Genomic DNA, 16,111 nt, shown 5'->3' with positions numbered 1-16,111 from the left:
CATGAACGCCGCCGTAGCCCTTATCGGTAAGATAGAGTCCGCGATACTTAATCCAATCATTGGTCTCTTGGGAGCGGCTGCGCTTGCTTACTTTATCTGGGGTGTTGCGGAGTTCATCTATCATGTTGATAACGAGGCAGAGCGGAGCAAGGGCAGACAGCACATGCTTTATGGCGTCATCGGCTTGGCTATAATGATTTCCGTCTTCGGGATACTGAACGTCGTCTGTAATACGGTAGGAGCGGGTGGGTGCAAATAGGCAGAATTGCAGAATTAGAGAATTTAAGATAAACACAAAATCACTTCCAATGGACGTGATTTTGTGTTATTATAGTTTCTTTATGGAAATCCGCAATATCGCAATTATCGCACACGTGGACCACGGCAAGACCACCTTGACCGACGCTCTTTTGAAGCAGACAGGCGTGGGTGGCGAGGGGGTTACGATGGACACCAATGCTCTCGAGCAAGAGCGCGGTATTACTATATATTCCAAAAACGCTGCGATATATTACAAAGATACTAAGATTAATATAGTAGACACACCGGGCCATGCTGACTTCGGCTCCGAGGTGGAGCGCGTGCTCTCTGCCATCGATTCGGTATTACTTATCGTTGACGCGCAGGAAGGGCCAATGCCACAAACCAGATTCGTACTAAAGAAATCGCTCGAGCTTGGCCTTGAGCCGATTGTCGTCATCAATAAAATAGACAAGCCTGCCGCTGATCCGGCGCGGTGCGAGGAACAAGTCCTCGAACTCTTCATGGAGCTTGGTGCCGACGACGCGCAAATAAACTTCCCCGTCGTTTATGCCAACGGCCGCGCCGGCGTGGCGAAGAAAAAATTGACCGACGAGTCGAGTGATCTGACACCGCTTCTTGATACTATTCTCGCTTACGTACCGCCGGCCTCGAATGCCAAGCATGATGTACCTCTTCGCTTCCAGTCGTTCAATCTCGCTTACGACAACTTCCTCGGTCGCATGGCCGTCGGCCGTGTCTATGAGGGTATTATCAAGGCCGGGCAGAACGTCTTCGTCCGCAAGCCAAACGGCGATACGCGCAGTGGAAAGCTAACTAAAATCTTCACCTTCAAGGGAATGCAGAAAGTAGAAGCAACAGAAGCCGAGGCCGGAGACATCGTGATGATTGCCGGCTTGGCGGATATCGACATCGGCGAGACGGTTACCTCTGATGCCTCAGCCGAACCGCTCAAGGCAATATCGGTAGACGAGCCGACCATCACGCTTAACTTCATGCCGAACTCAAGCCCTTTTGCCGGCAGAGAAGGCAAGTTCGTGACGACGCGTCAGATTCGTGAGAGGCTTGAACGCGAACTCGAGGTCAACGTGGGGCTCCGCGTAGACTTTACAGAAGCGGAAAGATTCCAAGTTTCCGGCCGAGGAGAAATGCATATTTCCATATTGCTCGAGAACATGCGCCGTGAAGGCTATGAGCTGCAAGTTTCTCAACCACAAGTTATCTTCCATAATGTCGACGGCAATAAACATGAACCATTCGAGGAGGTCATTGTTGACACACCGGCAGAATTCCAAGGCGTCATAATCGAGCGCTTGGGTTCGCGCGCATTTGTAATGAGCGAGCTCAAACAAGTTGGCGAGTTGACCCGCATTATTTTCGAAGGTCCCACCCGCGGCTTGCTTGGTTATCGTTCTCAATTTATCGTCGATACCAAAGGCGAAGGGATTTTATCCTCGCGCGTTATTGGCTTTAAGCCCTACGCCGGTGAGATCCGCAAGAAGCCCGTTGGCTCAATGATCTCGATGGAGTCCGGCAAGGCCCTCGGCTTCGCCCTTTGGAACTTGCAGGATCGCGGTGCTCTGTATATAGGAGCGGGGACAGAGGTGTATGAAGGCATGGTGATCGGCAATACGTCGAAAGGCGAGGAGATGGCCGTCAACCCGACCAAGGGTAAACAGCTGACCAACATGCGGTCCAAGTCATCCGATGAAGCAATCGACCTCGTCCCACCATATTTGCTCACCATTGAACGCGGACTCGAAGTAATGAATGAAGACGAATATTTAGAAATCACCCCCACAAGTGTTCGCCTACGCAAGCAGTACCTGACCGAGAACGAAAGAATCAAAGCAACCCGCACCCAAACAGTCTAACTTATCCCCAGAGTAAGGCGAAACCTTACCCCGAATAAGGGTATAATGGGGAAATGGAGCGTGTACCTATTGAATTAGAATCTTTTCACCATGTTTATAATCGCGGAACCGAGAAGCGCGATATTTTTCTGTCCAATGCTGACCGCAAGTTGTTTTTAAAGTATCTGTATTTGCTCAATGATCGTGAAGTGGAAAGTCCAAGTCGTCTGATAAAATCGCAAGGAGAAGAAGCAGAAAAAGATATTGACCATAAACCACTTGTTGCGGTAATGGCATACTGCCTTATGCCGAATCATTTTCATTTACTCCTCCACGAAATTTATGAGGGAGGTATCAGTAAGTTTATGCAACGGCTCGGCACTGCCTACACAATGTATTTTAACGAAAAGTATGGGCGGAGCGGCGCACTTTTTCAAGGAGTATTTAAAAGTAAGCTGATAACCGATGAAGAATACTTGCTGAAAATTATAGATTACATCCACCTAAATCCCTGTGAGATGAAGAATTTCTTACCAAGAGAGTCTGTGCTACAAACGTATCAATACTCAAGTGCTAAAGCGTACGACAATAAGTTTGTAAAAAATAAGATCCTAAATCCGGAGGTTCTGAAAGATTATACCAAGATTCCAAATAACTATTTTAAATGGCTTATAGAGCAGGGAGACTTCAGCGAAGTCGCCACAATGCTAATAGGCGAAAAAGAGAAAAAGCCAAAATATCCATATTCGGGGTAAGGTTTCGCCTTACTCCGATAGATAAATTTGCGTCAATTTTGGCGTTTGATATACTCTTCTCATGGAAAAATTCCCTACCGAAGAAAACCCAGCCTTTCTCAAAGAAAAATATAGCGCTCTCCACAGCAGCGGAGAGGTGGCTTCTGCTGCCAAGCGCACAGAAATACGAACGGGTGAAAAAGTCTCACAAAAGCCCCTTAAACGCATTCAAAACTACCTTGACCGTTTCAATGAAATTCTAAATCGTGAAGAACCCGAAGGCAAAGAGCGCGGTATCGAGGCCTTGAAGCGCGTCCTCAACGACAAATTCGTCATCAAGCCCGAAGAAGTTCCCGAAGAAGCTTTTCTGCTAGAACAACGTATTGCTCGAGACTTAGGGCACGGAGATGTCGAGATTACGGAAGAGTTTAAAAAGCAGAAGACGGAACAGATCGTCAACAACCAAACACACAGCCTCAACAAGTGGATCGACTACCTTTCCTCGTCTGATGCACAGTACCCCGACTGGGCGAAATACTGGGCCTTCCGCTCTATGCTTGAAATGGGCAAGCTCAAGAAAGAGGAAGGTGAAAATGGCAAAGAGACCGCCCGTTTCCAGAAACGAACCAAAGACTCCGTAGCTTCGTTCCCCCCGCTCAACCCACGAGCACTTGCTCTTACAATTGGCATGCTGCGCTAGCGTCTCGAGCAAAAGGCAAAGCCCAAAGACGAGCGAACAGCCCTCAAAAACGAAAGCATTAAGCTCTCCGATGAGGAGTTCCAAGCCCTTCTCTCCACCGAGAACTTCTCCAAAATATACGCGCAATTTCTGATTGAAATGCCGGAGTATTCTACCGAAGGCTTGCAGGAGACACGAGGAAAATGGATTACCTATAAGCAAGGCGGCGATGCAACAGAGCTGGTACAATCTCTAGAAGGCCACCCGCTAGAATGGTGCATCGCCGATCTTACCACTGCGCAAAACTACCTAGATGGCGGAGACATGCACCTCTACTACTCAATCAATGAGGCGGGCGAAGCGATTGTCCCACGCCTAGCTATCCGCATGCAGGGCGAGCACATCGGTGAAATCCGCGGTATTGCCCATGACCAAAACTTCGACCCGCATATTGCTCCAAAGCTCGACGAGAAACTAAAAGACTTCGGCCCCGAAGCAGACAAGTACAAAAAGAAGTCTGCAGACATGAAGCGCCTCACCGACATCGAGCGCAAGGCGGGGGAAGGCGAAACCTTACCCCGAGAAGACCTTATCTTTCTCTACGAGATCGAGTCAAAAATTGAGGGTTTTGGCTACGACCGCGACCCGCGGATCAAAGAAATACAGGCGAAGCGCAACCAAAAGGATGACCTTCCCGTACTCTTTGACTGTACTCCTGCACAAATCGCCTACGAACCGAGTGCCATTACTTCAGAAACCGTCGCCTATATCGGCCCGTGGAATCCCGAAGTATATGCAAAGTTTCCACCATCAATCAAACACGCCTATGAACGCTTCCCCGACCAAAGTATATTCCTGAAAACCGTCGAAGGCGACCCAACTATCACAAATGCAGAAGAGGCGAAGCGAGCACTCAAGGCGAAGGGTTTTGAAGTCGGCGACTACGCCAAAGACATGCTCGCAAAAACAGAGTTTACCGGCACACAAGAACAATACAATCTGGTTAGCTTTTCAGTGGAATCTCTGGGCTTCCCGAACGGTGCAACGACTGATGAAATCTACACAAGAGCAGCGGAACTCGGTTTCGAGCTCGTACCCGCTGAAGCAGGTGTTTACCTGCGTCTCCAATATTCCGACCAACCTATGGGAGAATATCTCTATATGGCCATGAAGCAGATTACCGATCGTGGCGACGATCCGCGCGTCTGGAGCGTCAGCGCGGACGGTGGCAGGCGCTGGCTCAGCTACGGCTACGCCTCTCCTGACAGCAGGTGGAGTGCTGGCAGCAGGCTGGTCTTCCGATCCCGCAAGTTGGATGCTTAGTTCGTTATTCTTTTTGCCTTCCTTTGAATCTTTGACCCTTTGATACTTTGGGTTTTTGAATTTTCTTTCGGGCTTTAGCCCTTCGGGGTAAGGCGAAACCTTACCCCGAATTGATATCCACGTTTGATAACTGACCTCGGTATTGCTACTATGGTGTGATGACGGAAAATATTAGAGAAAAACTCGCGCGGGAGGTGCTGGATATTGTACGCAGGATATTCCCTAGATTTGATGGGGAGGTGAATGTTGCCTTGACGCACCCGGAATCTTTCGAGCACGGTGATTACACGACCAACGTTGCTTTGCAACTTTCTAAAGAGCTGGGTAAAAAACCTAAGGATATCGGCGAGCAGATTGCAGCCGAACTCGAGAAGCACGCGCTTGTTGCGAAGGCTGAAGTGGCTGGGCCTGGATTCGTGAATATATTTCTCAAACCGGAGTTTTTTGCAGGAAGTTTGAAGACTATTCTTGATGAGAAAGAGGCATATGGCAAAAGTGACTGGGGCAAGGGCAAGACTTGGCTCATCGAGCACACTTCAGCCAATCCGACGAAGGCGCTACACCTTGGCCATTTGCGCAACAACATCACCGGTATGGCGGTTTCTAATCTGTGGCAAGCTATGGGTATTAACGTTGTGCGAGACTACGTTTTAAATGACAGAGGGATAGCCATTATGAAGCTTGTCTGGGGCTATCTCAAATTTGGCAGAAATGATAAAGACGAGACGAAGGCGACTGTGGCTGGCTGGGCAGAAAATAAATCAGAGTGGCTCACGCCTGAATCTGTGGGCATCAAGCCGGATCGTTTCGTAGAACAGTATTATACGCTTGGCACTGATGATTTCAAAAATCTTGAAACCGAAGCACTAGTAAGAGAGCTAACTTTGGCGTGGGATGCGGACGGACCATATGTTCGAGAACTAACGTCATTACTTGTGGGCTGGGTGCTTGATGGGCAAATGGCAACGATGAAGCGACTTGGAAGCAGTGTAGATATCTTCTGGAAAGAGAGCGAGCATTACGCAGAAGGTAAGAAATACATAGAAGAGGGATTGGCAAAAAGCGTGTTTACTAAGCTTGAAGACGGCGCAGTCCTCTCGAAACTTGAGTCGTACAAGATTCCCGATACTATATTAATGAAGCGCGACGGTACATCTTTATATATTACGCAAGATATCGCTTTAACGAAACTTAAGAAAGAAAAGACGCGCGCTGATAAAATGTTCTGGGTCGTTGGGCCGGAGCAGTCGCTGGCATTACGACAGGTGTTCGCGATATGCGAGCAACTTGGTATCGGTAAGATTTCGGATTTTACACATCTGCCATACGGCCTGGTGAGCATCAAGGGCTCCGGCAAAATGAGTTCGCGCACCGGGAATATTGTATATGTTGACGACTTGATAGAACTTACAAAGAAAGAGCTCAAGGCTAGGATACCGGCGGAGAAATTTATGTTTGAGAATGAGGACGAAGCCCTGGAAATCATCGCGCTCGGTGCTATTAAATATAGCATTCTGCGCACTGGCAGGACGACCGACACGACTTTTGATTTCGACACATCCCTAAGTTTCGAAGGGGACTCTGGGCCGTATTTGCAATATGTGTATGCCCGAATTCAGTCACTATTGCGAAAGGCCGAGTCGGCAGGAATCTCGGGTAAGGTTTCGCCTTACCCTGTAGGGGAAGGCGAAACCTTACCCGGAAGCTCGCTCGCTCGGCTCATCGCGCGCTATCCAGAAATTATCGAGCGAGCCGGGCTTGACTATGCACCGAACCATCTTGCAAGTTACTTGCTCCAGCTTGCGCAGGAGTTCAATAGCTTTTATGGCAGTACACAGATTGTTAGCGCTGATGATGCAGAATCGCCGCATCGAGTTGCGATTGCCGCCGCCACTGCGCAGGTTATTAGAAATGGTCTGAAGTTGTTAGGAATCGAAACTTTAGAAAAAATGTAAAAAAATTATGAAGAAACTTTTACTCGTATTACTCACTGTTCCGTCGTTTGCATTTGCACAGGTCGATACAACGACGCCAACGCAGATTTCTATTTTACAAAATATAGTCGGTACTGATAGGCGGCCGGAGATTACAGTGACTAGGGATGGAGCGATGACTTTACGTAATGTAAAGATTGCTCAATTTGCCGGCACCACGTTCTTTGCCCGGCTTGTCTGGGGCGACATGTTCTTGCGGGTTACAATAAAGACTAATGGTGATACCAAGTTCTACCGCAGATACGGTGAGGCTACAACACTTAAAGAATTAAAAGAAGGTGACTATCTCAATATAGACGGCACACTTGAGGCTAATGGCAATACCTTCACTATGGCGGCCAGGAATGTCGTCGACCTAATGGTGCTTAAAGAGACGAGCGCTTTCTCGGGAAATATCGGGGCAGTCATGGCCGACCAAAACGCCTTTACGTTGTACTCAACCAAGTATGGCCCGGTACGCGTGAACGTGGGCTCCGCGCCGATATATAAAGGAACGCTTACAATAACTACACCGTGGTTGCAAGCTGGAGACAAAGTTATTTCTGTATCCGGCGAATATAATCATGCCGACAATTCGCTCGCCGCAACGGCAGTGAATGTCTTCATCGATCTGAAGCAGTTTGAGCCGAGAAATTATTCCGGCAAGATATTATCGATAACAAATCAGTCTAAGATCAGGGCGGTATTGGATAGAAAAGAATATGACGTCGTTCTGGATGGAAACACAAAACTCTTGAATAAAAATAGAAGCACGATCTCGTTCAAGAGATTCGTAGAAGGTGACGAGATAAGATTGTATGGTGCGACAAGCGAAGCGGCCACCACGACCATCACAGCAGAGGTCATCCGGAATTTGAGTCTGTAGCTCTTTTGTGGTATAAATACGTAACGTATTTCCGCCCATAGCTCAGTTGGTAGAGCTGCTCGCTCTTAACGAGAAGGTCGTAGGTTCGAATCCTACTGGGCGGACAGTGTTCGCGAAAGCAGGGCGGGTGGTGAAATGGCAGACACGCCAGCCTTAGGAGCTGGTGCCGCAAGGCATGGAGGTTCAAGTCCTCTCCCGCCCACCAAATCGTGCTTTATTTCGTGTCGAAAAACTGCTACTATAACCGCTACGGCCGCGTTGTCATACCTTCGGTAGATGTCCCGAGGGGACACTAAGTGGTAAAGCGAAGTATGTATTATGTCTATGTATTGTTAAGTAAAAAAGAGCACAGACTTTATGTAGGAAGTACAGCGGATGTTACTAATAGACTTCATCTGCATAATAGTGGTAAAGTTAAATCGACACAGTTTTACAAACCATGGGAACTTAAGCGAGTCGAAGAATACGCAACGAGAGCCGAAGCGTTTCGGCGAGAAATGTTCCTCAAGACCGGACAACAAAAGGAGATACTAAGAAATTTGTACTGTTGAAAATTTAAAGGCCTGGTAGACAAGTGGTAAGTCGAGAGTCTGCAAAACTCTTATGCGCGGGTTCGATTCCCGCCCAGGCCTCACGAGGCAGTAAAAGGTAAGGTCCGTCTCCCTGCGGGAGATCCCCCGTAGGGGGGACAAAACCTTTATACGGGAGTTCGATTCTCCCCGCGGCCTCTGTGTGGTATTGAAAATCGAATTGCCCGGGTGGCGGAATGGTATACGCGAAAGACTTAAAATCTTTTGACCGCAAGGTCGTGTGGGTCCGAGTCCCACCCCGGGCATAAATCTATCGGTTCTTATCCGCCTCTTTGGCCTGGCGCAAAACTTCGTCGAACGCCTGGCGCCTTTTTTCGCCTATATCAAGCTCAATTTTGAAGAAGGGGAAGACGCGCATGTGCGCTTGGGATTTTACAAATTCGCGGAGGTTGTGGAGTTCGCGCACGGCATAATCAAACACTGTTTGCTCGGCGGACTCAGGGAGTACTGAAATAAGTATCGTGGCATACTTCATGTCGGGCGACATGTCGAAGCCGGTTAAGGTCAGCAAACCTGTCGGACTCGGATGGTCTTTAAAATATTCTGCGCACCAGTCGCGCATTTGATCCTGTACTCGTGCTTTGCGGAAGGTCATATTTTGGACAGAATTAAAGAATTTAAGAATTTTCGATGATATCGAACACTTCTAAAATATCGCCCGGAGCGATCTCGAGCTTGCACTCTATCATGGCGCCGAACTGGGTATCGGCCGGGACTTCTTTAACTTTGATCTTCTGCTGTTGCAAGCCGACGATGAGTCCGCGGGCGACTTCGGTGTTCTGGCGGATGACCTTGACCTGCTTACCGTCTATGATCATGCCTTCGGTTACCGCTCCGCCGACAATCTGCTTGTCCTTCGTCCCGCCGAATGTCTTAAGAATCTTGACTTTGCCAACCGCTTGCTCGACGACCACCTTGGGTGTGAGCTTGGCTATTTCTTCTTTAAGCATGTCGGTTATCTCGTAGATGATCGAGAACAATCGAGGTTGGACACCAATCTTTTCGGCAATACCTTGCGCGCTGTTGTCGACTTTGACATTGAAGCCGATAATAATCGGGTGCTCACTGCTCTCGGCGACCTTCATGTCGGCTTCGCTCACATTACCGATACCGGTGTGAACTAACTTGATAGTCACTTCCGGGGTCGTCAGCTTCTTGAGCTCGCCCTCGATCGCTTCAAGCGTGCCGAGGAAGTCTGCCTTAAGGATGATGGGGAGCACTACACCAGACTCGCCGCCTGTTGCGCTTAATCTTGCGGTTGCCGCCACCTTCGCTTGAGTCTCGGCATAAGCCTCCGCTTCTTTCTTCGACTTCGCTGCCATAAACACGGCACCTGCTTTCGGCGGCGTCTTGAATCCCATGATTTGAACCGGCGCACAAACTGTCGCTGATTCTATTCGAGCGCCATTGAAGTCTTGCATCGAGCGCACCGGTGTTGCCTCGTTGCCGATAGCGAGGAAGTCGCCTTGATGAAGCGTGCCCTCACGAATGAGCAAAGTAGCCGACGCGCCGCGTTTGGCATCAAGGCTTGCTTCTAGCACAACACCAGAGGCGGGTAGTGTAGGATCTGCTTTGAACTCTCCAAGCTCTGCAACAAGTAAAATCATATCAAGCAATTCTGGGATGCCTTCACCTGATTTAGACGATATTGGTACGCAGGGGATGGTGCCGCCGTAACCTTCTACATATACGTCATTGGTTGCTAAGTCCTGGCGGACGCGGTCGACATTGGCATTCGGCTTGTCTATTTTGGTGATAGCGACAATGTAGGGGATCTTCGCCTCCATGATGGCCTTGAGGGCCTCGAGGGTTTGAGCCTTTACGCCTTCTTCTGCGGAAATAATTAATATAGCGATATCGGCGGCGATCGCTCCGCGAACGCGCATCTCGGAGAATGCCGCGTGGCCCGGCGTATCGATGAAGGTAATCTTTTTCTTCTCGCCCTTCGGCGTTTCGTGAATCACTTCATACGAACCGGTGTGTTGGGTGATGCCGCCCGCCTCGCCGGCAACGATATTGCTTTTGCGAACATAGTCTAAAAGCGTTGACTTGCCGTGGTCAATGTGGCCCATTATTACAATCACGGGTGGACGTTCTATGGTTTGTGAGGTCTCTGATTTATTCATGTAATTTTTTGCGCTCATCTATGACATGCTGTTCTTCGTCCGTAAGCTCGTGTACCGAAGAAAATTCTTCTAGAGGTTTGGCATAGACGCTCATTCTATCGCGCGCATAAAGAGATGAGAGTACGACGCCGTTGCCCTCCTCGTCGGCGAACACCATCGAGAAGCTCTGGTTACTGCCGGAATCTTGAAAGGGGTTGAAACGTATGGTGCGGATAGACTGAACACTGCGCTTGACCCTATTGTGTAAATCATCGATGCGAGCATCGGCTTGCCCGGCTGCTTCTTGCTGCGCGCGCAACTCCTTATGAAGAGCACCAATAACATCTTCCAGAGTGTCGGCTTTTGTGCCGGCGAAAAGCTTCTTGAGTTTGAATTCAAGCCGTATTAAAAGGCCCACTGCAATGAGCGACAAGGCCAGACCCGCAAGGGCTATGTACAATATGGAGTCTTGCATATAATATAGAGAGTATATGCTATTTGGCCGCTTTTCGCAACGCAGGATATTCATGGATTATGCAGCCGGTACGGAGCCTAATCCGAGCTCGATTCACGCGGACGGTGTGACGCTACGACGTGAATTCGAAAATGCAAGAAAGAAGCTTGCTAAAGCTCTTGCAACACAAGCAAACGAACTTATCTTCACAAGCGGTGGGACGGAGGCGAATAATCTCGCAATCCTGGGCACTTTCCGCACCGCAAAAAAGAAGATAAATAAGCCACATATCATTACCTCGAATATAGAGCATGCGTCAGTCCTAGAGGCGGTGAAGCAGGCCGAACGCGAAGGCGCGGAAGTTTCGTACCTGCCTGTTCGTGAAGACGGCATTGTTGATATTTCGAAACTAGAGTCTTTAATAAAGGCTGAAACAGTTCTCGTCTCACTCATGCACGCGAATAACGAAACGGGGACATTACAACCTGTCCGCGAAGTGGGAATTATAGTTAAAAAGTTGAAAGTTGCCGTGCCTGCCGGCAGGCAGGAAAGTAGAAAGGAATATCCTTACTTCCATACTGATGCAAGTCAAACCGCGGGGCATAGATCCATAGAGCCACATGCATTTTTTGCGGATCTGTTGACCATAAGCGGGCATAAGGTTTATGGCCCGAAGGGGACAGGACTTTTATTCGTAAAAAACGGAACGGATATTGAACCGTTATTTTTTGGCGGCGGTCAGGAACGCGGATTGCGCCCGGGGACAGAGAATGTTGAAGGTCAAATTAAATTTGCGGAAGCATTTCTTGAGGTTCAGAAAAACAGGCAAGAGGAATCAAAAAGGCTGGAAGAAGTACGGCACTTTTTTCTCAAAGAACTCAGCACACAAGGCGGTCTTGTGTATAATGGATCGAAGGGTCATCAATTGCCGAACATTGTAAATGTCTCTTTCATGAGTATCGAGAGCGACAGAATGGTGTTGGAACTTGATGCGAAGGGGATAGCTGTCTCCGCCGGGAGCGCTTGTCATGCCCGCCTGCCAGCGCCTGGGCGCAGTAATGGCGGGCAGGCCGGCAACTCGGCTTTTTCGCAAGTTATCGCGAATATGAAGGGAGAAGGGGTAGCCAAACATGCGATCCGCTTTAGCCTCGGCAGGAATACTGACAAGAAAAATGTAAATATTGTTGTGAGTGAAATTTCTGCTATACTGGCGGCAAATGGAAGAACTCAATAAAACTCAACTCGTGCTCCTGATGCTCTTCGTCAGCTTCGTCACATCCATTGCGACGGGGATTGTGACCGTGACTCTGCTTGAACAGGCTCCCAAGTCGGTTACCCAGCAGATCAATCGCGTCGTTGAGAGGACAGTAGAAAGAGTCGTCCCCGGCCCCGGCGAGACCAAGACGATCAATACAACGACACAAGTAGTTGTCTCGGAAGATGATTTGATAATTCAGGCGGTTCATAAATCATCACCGACATTGGTTCGCATTCGCATCCCCGGCGTGGCCACCGCCGTTGCGACATCTACCGCGTCTTCAAATCTGGCCTCGGTCGCAGTTGTCGATGTCGCTCCTGTCGAGACGCCCGCTGACACATTCCTGACAGGCCTTATAGTGTCCGACACGGGGCGAATCATTGCATCACCCGCGGGACTCTTGTCGGCTACCGACGTGGGCAAGGAATTTTCCATCCTCATCCAGGGTACGACAGACGAGCGTAAGGCTAAACTTATTTCGGCAAGCGACGAAGATAATTTGGTTGTGCTCGACATTGTGACGACCAAGACTGATACCAAGTTCGCTTCTACGCCGTTCCCGACGGGCAGTCTCTCGCTCGGGCAAACACTGGTCCTCCTTGATTTTACCAGCGGCCAGACACCATCTGTTGCCGTTGGGCGCATAACGGATTTGCGAGTAATAAATGCTTCGTCATCGCCGGTTGCAAGTATCAATCTTGATGCTACGGCAAAAACGCTCGGCGACCCGCTTATTGACACGAACGGCTCATTCGCCGGGTTCTTAAAGAAAACAGGCAAGGTCACCCCTTTTGATGGTATAAAGCTGGCTCTAAATAAAGGTTTTTCACCACAAGTTGACAAGGCCACCAAGGGGCAGTAAAATAGATTGTTTGAGCAATTAATGACTGCCGAGGTTCAACCTTTAAGATGCTCAAGGTTGAACCTCGGCACCCACGATTATGCCATTTGGGAATTTCACAACTAAAGCCAAGGAGGCGATCCGTAAGGCTCACGAGGTTATTATTGAACGCGGGCAGAACCAGGTTGCGCCTATTCATCTGTTGGCTTCTATCGTAACGCAAGAAGATCCGTTCATCTTCGCACTAATTGAGAAGTTGGGCGTTGACCCGCTCTTGTTCGGCGACCATGTAATGGAGGCGATGGAGTCGCCAGAGACAGCCACAACCGTATCGCCCGCATACCAAATATATTTGACTCCGGAATTGGTAAGAGTGTTGGATGCCGCCGGCAAAATTGCCGCATATCTTAAAGATGATTTTATCGGTCTCGAACATTTATTCCTCGCCCTTCTTGAAATCCCGAGCCAGGCTAAGGAACTGCTCTCGCGTTTCAGAATACAAAAAGAAGATGCCTACCGTGTCGTAAACGAACTCAAACAGACCAAAATAACCGATGCCACTTCACCGACCAAGAAAAACAAACTGCTCGAGAAATATGCGCGCAATCTGACGCGCCTCGCCGCTCAAGACAAGCTCGACCCGGTAATCGGCCGAGATGAGGAGACGCGCAGGATCATGGAAATCCTCTCGCGCCGAACGAAAAATAATCCAATACTAATCGGCGAGGCAGGTACCGGCAAAACGGCTGTGGCGGAAGGTCTAGCCAATAGAATTGCCAAGGGCGACATTCCGAATTTACTGAAGGATAAAGAGATAATTTCGCTCGACTTGGGCTTGCTCGTTGCCGGCAGTAAATATCGTGGCGAATTCGAAGAGCGCCTAAAGGGTGTTATTAAAGAGGTGGAGAAGGCGGCCGGGAAGATAATTCTCTTTGTTGACGAGATACATACTTTGGTTGGCGCCGGCGCCGCTGAAGGCTCGATGGACGCATCTAACATGCTCAAGCCGGCGCTAGCGCGCGGCGAGCTCCGTGTGATTGGCGCCACGACGCTTAAAGAATATCAGAAGTATATCGAACGTGATCCGGCATTGGCACGGCGCTTCCAGCCGGTTTATGTAGGCGAACCGTCCCAAGAAGACGCGGTTTCCATCTTGCGCGGACTTAAAGAAAAGTACGAGTTGCATCATGGCGTTCGTATAACCGACGAAGCGCTTGTAGCCGCAGTTGAACTCTCGAGCAGGTATATTACTGATAGATACTTGCCTGATAAAGCCATTGACCTTATTGACGAGGCGGCCGCATCTATTCGCTTACAACTTGAAGACAAGCCTGCCTTGCTCTCTGATACCGACCGTAAGGTGATGCGGCTCGAGATAGAGAAAGAAGCGCTGACCAAAGAAGCGACCGCAATAGACAACAAAGACGCGAGCAAAGAGGCCAAGAAACGCATTAAAGTTATCGAGAGGGATATCAAAGCGCAAAAAGACGCAACAGCCGAGCTCCAAACGCGCTGGCAGAAGGAGCACGACAACCTTCTCCTCATTCGCGCCATTCGCAAGGAACTCGAGTCGCTCCGCCTGGAAGCCGAGGCTGCGGAGATGAAGTCTGACCTGACCAAGGCTGCGGAGATTCGTTACGGCAAAATCCCAGCAAAGGAGAAAGAGTTGCATATCCAAGAAGAACAGCTCAAACTCATAAAGTCGGACACTCGCGTTCTTAAGGAAGAGATCCGCGAGGAAGACGTTTCGGCCGTGGTCTCGCGTTGGACAGGGATACCGGTTCAGCGAATGCTTGAGGCAGAAAGCGAGAAGCTCTCCAGAATAGAGGATGAGCTGCGTAAACGTGTTATCGGCCAGGACGAGGCTATCAAAAAAATATCAGAGTCGATTAAACGTTCGCGCGCTGGCATCGGCGATCCGGACAGACCGATAGGGTCATTCATCTTCCTTGGTCCGACGGGCGTTGGTAAAACAGAACTGGCCAAATCACTTGCCGACTTTATGTTCAACGACGAGAAGGCAATTATTCGTGTCGACATGTCGGAGTATATGGAGCGCCATTCCGTGTCGAAGCTTATCGGCTCGCCCCCGGGCTATGTGGGTTATGAAGAGTCGGGGACACTCACCGAGGCGGTGCGTCACCGGCCGTATTCTATTGTACTTTTCGATGAGATCGAGAAGGCACATCCGGAGGTATTTAATATTCTTCTCCAAGTTTTGGATAACGGCAGGCTCACGGACTCCAAGGGGCGCTTCGTCAACTTCAAGAACACAATAATCATTCTGACCTCGAATCTCGGTTCGGAATTCCTAAACCGTCTGCCGACTATCGGCTTTGGCAATATTACTTCTGACGGCGTAGATGATGCGCAGAAGGATCGCGTAATGCTCTCGCTTAAGGAACACTTCCGCCCCGAATTCCTAAATCGTCTCGATGAGATAATTATCTTCAATAAACTCTCGCTTAATACGATCAAAGATATCGTGCGCGTGCAGATGGCATTTACCGAGAAACGTTTGGCTGTGCAGAATATTATTATAAAAATGTCAGACAAGGCTGTCACCACGCTCGCAGAGAAGGGTTACGACCCGAATTATGGCGTACGTCCGCTTAAGCGCGCCATCCAAAGCAGTATTCTCAATCCCATTTCCGAATTCATAATCAAGAAGCAACTGGTCGGCGGGGGAACCGTGTTTGTAGACGAGCAAGACGGCAAGATCGTCGTAACCCTGGCCAAAGAGATGAAGGCGTCTCAACTGTCGCCAATTCAATCGAAGCGCGCGACACAAAGAAAATAATAATGTGTAATAACAAAAAGAACATGAAAAACACAAAAGGCAAAAAAGTAATCAAGAAAATACGTTCCGTCGCCAAAAAAGCAGGTAAAGAAGCAAACAAAGCAGCGAAGGTAATCCAGAAAAAATGGAAGGCGTCAGAACCGGAACGCAAGAAATATCAAGCAGAGTTTGAAGTGGCCGCCAAGAAGGCCGGCAAGGAAGGAGTCAGACTGTTTAAGGCCGGACTCAAAAATGGTCTTAAAATCGGCGGAGACGTGGCAGAAGTCGTCAAGAGAGATATACGCGAGATACGAAACGAAGGGAACAAATAAGTAGCAAGACAAAGCCAGAAAAATTTGTTAGTATATTGGTCTC

15 protein-coding genes and 4 tRNA genes are annotated in these 16,111 nt (G+C 49.1%); 16 read left to right on the top strand and 3 right to left on the bottom strand.

The features are described from left to right. Position 1: 1 nt before the first annotated feature. From WC764_00790 to WC764_00735, 12 genes are all read left to right on the top strand, one after another. Positions 2–259 carry a hypothetical protein gene (locus WC764_00790; GenBank protein ID MFA6006251.1) on the top strand — a complete coding sequence of 86 codons (258 nt, stop codon included), beginning with the start codon at positions 2–4 and terminating at the stop codon, positions 257–259. An 82-nt stretch (positions 260–341) separates the two neighbouring features. Continuing rightward, positions 342–2,135: a translational GTPase TypA gene (gene typA, locus WC764_00785; protein MFA6006250.1), complete on the top strand. Its 1,794-nt coding sequence runs from the start codon at positions 342–344 to the stop codon at positions 2,133–2,135. Between the two features lie 53 nt (positions 2,136–2,188). Then, positions 2,189–2,869 carry a transposase gene (locus WC764_00780; GenBank protein ID MFA6006249.1) on the top strand — a complete coding sequence of 227 codons (681 nt, stop codon included), beginning with the start codon at positions 2,189–2,191 and terminating at the stop codon, positions 2,867–2,869. A gap of 61 nt (positions 2,870–2,930) precedes the next feature. Further along, entirely contained in the window at positions 2,931–3,548 is a 618-nt protein-coding gene (locus WC764_00775) for a hypothetical protein (GenBank protein ID MFA6006248.1), read from the top strand. Positions 3,549–3,686: 138 nt separating this feature from the next. Then, positions 3,687–4,850 (top strand): hypothetical protein, encoded by a 1,164-nt coding sequence (locus WC764_00770; protein ID MFA6006247.1) that lies wholly within the window; start codon positions 3,687–3,689, stop codon positions 4,848–4,850. A 158-nt stretch (positions 4,851–5,008) separates the two neighbouring features. Further along, on the top strand, positions 5,009–6,805 hold the full coding sequence (gene argS, locus WC764_00765) for an arginine--tRNA ligase (GenBank protein ID MFA6006246.1): 1,797 nt from the start codon (positions 5,009–5,011) through the stop codon (positions 6,803–6,805). A 7-nt stretch (positions 6,806–6,812) separates the two neighbouring features. Continuing rightward, complete coding sequence (locus tag WC764_00760) at positions 6,813–7,709, top strand: DUF5666 domain-containing protein (protein MFA6006245.1); 897 nt, start codon at positions 6,813–6,815, stop codon at positions 7,707–7,709. Between the two features lie 31 nt (positions 7,710–7,740). Further along, a tRNA-Lys gene (locus WC764_00755) sits at positions 7,741–7,813 on the top strand. 17 nt (positions 7,814–7,830) lie between these two features. Then, positions 7,831–7,914 (top strand) — tRNA-Leu (locus tag WC764_00750). Positions 7,915–8,020: 106 nt separating this feature from the next. Then, entirely contained in the window at positions 8,021–8,260 is a 240-nt protein-coding gene (locus WC764_00745; protein ID MFA6006244.1) for a GIY-YIG nuclease family protein, read from the top strand. 9 nt (positions 8,261–8,269) lie between these two features. Continuing rightward, positions 8,270–8,341, top strand: a tRNA-Cys gene (locus WC764_00740). A 120-nt stretch (positions 8,342–8,461) separates the two neighbouring features. Continuing rightward, positions 8,462–8,544 (top strand) — tRNA-Leu (locus WC764_00735). Positions 8,545–8,549: 5 nt separating this feature from the next. Here WC764_00735 and WC764_00730 read toward each other — a convergent pair. Genes WC764_00730 through WC764_00720 form a run of 3 tightly spaced genes read right to left on the bottom strand, consistent with a single transcriptional unit; the run spans position 8,550 to position 10,879 of the window. Beyond that, positions 8,550–8,894, bottom strand: coding sequence for a ribosome-binding factor A (locus WC764_00730; GenBank protein MFA6006243.1), 345 nt, complete (start codon positions 8,892–8,894; stop codon positions 8,550–8,552). A gap of 22 nt (positions 8,895–8,916) precedes the next feature. Further along, complete coding sequence (gene infB / locus WC764_00725; protein ID MFA6006242.1) at positions 8,917–10,425, bottom strand: translation initiation factor IF-2; 1,509 nt, start codon at positions 10,423–10,425, stop codon at positions 8,917–8,919. Next, on the bottom strand, positions 10,418–10,879 hold the full coding sequence (locus WC764_00720) for a DUF4446 family protein (protein MFA6006241.1): 462 nt from the start codon (positions 10,877–10,879) through the stop codon (positions 10,418–10,420). The genes infB and WC764_00720 overlap by 8 nt, the downstream gene beginning before the upstream one ends. A gap of 16 nt (positions 10,880–10,895) precedes the next feature. On the opposite strand from WC764_00720, the gene WC764_00715 reads away from it, so the two are divergent. From WC764_00715 to WC764_00700, 4 genes are all read left to right on the top strand, one after another. Next, positions 10,896–12,092 carry a cysteine desulfurase family protein gene (locus tag WC764_00715; GenBank protein ID MFA6006240.1) on the top strand — a complete coding sequence of 399 codons (1,197 nt, stop codon included), beginning with the start codon at positions 10,896–10,898 and terminating at the stop codon, positions 12,090–12,092. Continuing rightward, complete coding sequence (locus WC764_00710; GenBank protein ID MFA6006239.1) at positions 12,076–12,978, top strand: hypothetical protein; 903 nt, start codon at positions 12,076–12,078, stop codon at positions 12,976–12,978. The genes WC764_00715 and WC764_00710 overlap by 17 nt, the downstream gene beginning before the upstream one ends. 79 nt (positions 12,979–13,057) lie before the next feature. Then, positions 13,058–15,757 (top strand): AAA family ATPase, encoded by a 2,700-nt coding sequence (locus tag WC764_00705; protein MFA6006238.1) that lies wholly within the window; start codon positions 13,058–13,060, stop codon positions 15,755–15,757. Positions 15,758–15,780: 23 nt separating this feature from the next. Further along, entirely contained in the window at positions 15,781–16,068 is a 288-nt protein-coding gene (locus tag WC764_00700) for a hypothetical protein (GenBank protein MFA6006237.1), read from the top strand. Positions 16,069–16,111: the final 43 nt, after the last annotated feature.

The organism is Candidatus Paceibacterota bacterium (genome assembly GCA_041660505.1).
Lineage (GTDB): Bacteria > Patescibacteriota > Minisyncoccia > Phycocordibacterales > JACRKE01 > JBAZWG01.
The sequence above is the reverse complement of the archived record's forward strand: the minus strand, read 5'-3'. Positions and strand labels throughout refer to the sequence as shown.

Coding starts and splice junctions, on each gene's coding strand:
- WC764_00790 (MFA6006251.1), top strand. CDS start 2: ATGAACGCCGCCGTAGCCCTTATCGGTAAGATAGAGTCCGCGATACTT.
- typA (MFA6006250.1), top strand. CDS start 342: ATGGAAATCCGCAATATCGCAATTATCGCACACGTGGACCACGGCAAG.
- WC764_00780 (MFA6006249.1), top strand. CDS start 2,189: ATGGAGCGTGTACCTATTGAATTAGAATCTTTTCACCATGTTTATAAT.
- WC764_00775 (MFA6006248.1), top strand. CDS start 2,931: ATGGAAAAATTCCCTACCGAAGAAAACCCAGCCTTTCTCAAAGAAAAA.
- WC764_00770 (MFA6006247.1), top strand. CDS start 3,687: ATGCCGGAGTATTCTACCGAAGGCTTGCAGGAGACACGAGGAAAATGG.
- argS (MFA6006246.1), top strand. CDS start 5,009: ATGACGGAAAATATTAGAGAAAAACTCGCGCGGGAGGTGCTGGATATT.
- WC764_00760 (MFA6006245.1), top strand. CDS start 6,813: ATGAAGAAACTTTTACTCGTATTACTCACTGTTCCGTCGTTTGCATTT.
- WC764_00745 (MFA6006244.1), top strand. CDS start 8,021: ATGTATTATGTCTATGTATTGTTAAGTAAAAAAGAGCACAGACTTTAT.
- WC764_00730 (MFA6006243.1), bottom strand. CDS start 8,894: ATGACCTTCCGCAAAGCACGAGTACAGGATCAAATGCGCGACTGGTGC.
- infB (MFA6006242.1), bottom strand. CDS start 10,425: ATGAATAAATCAGAGACCTCACAAACCATAGAACGTCCACCCGTGATT.
- WC764_00720 (MFA6006241.1), bottom strand. CDS start 10,879: ATGCAAGACTCCATATTGTACATAGCCCTTGCGGGTCTGGCCTTGTCG.
- WC764_00715 (MFA6006240.1), top strand. CDS start 10,896: ATGCTATTTGGCCGCTTTTCGCAACGCAGGATATTCATGGATTATGCA.
- WC764_00710 (MFA6006239.1), top strand. CDS start 12,076: ATGGAAGAACTCAATAAAACTCAACTCGTGCTCCTGATGCTCTTCGTC.
- WC764_00705 (MFA6006238.1), top strand. CDS start 13,058: ATGCCATTTGGGAATTTCACAACTAAAGCCAAGGAGGCGATCCGTAAG.
- WC764_00700 (MFA6006237.1), top strand. CDS start 15,781: ATGAAAAACACAAAAGGCAAAAAAGTAATCAAGAAAATACGTTCCGTC.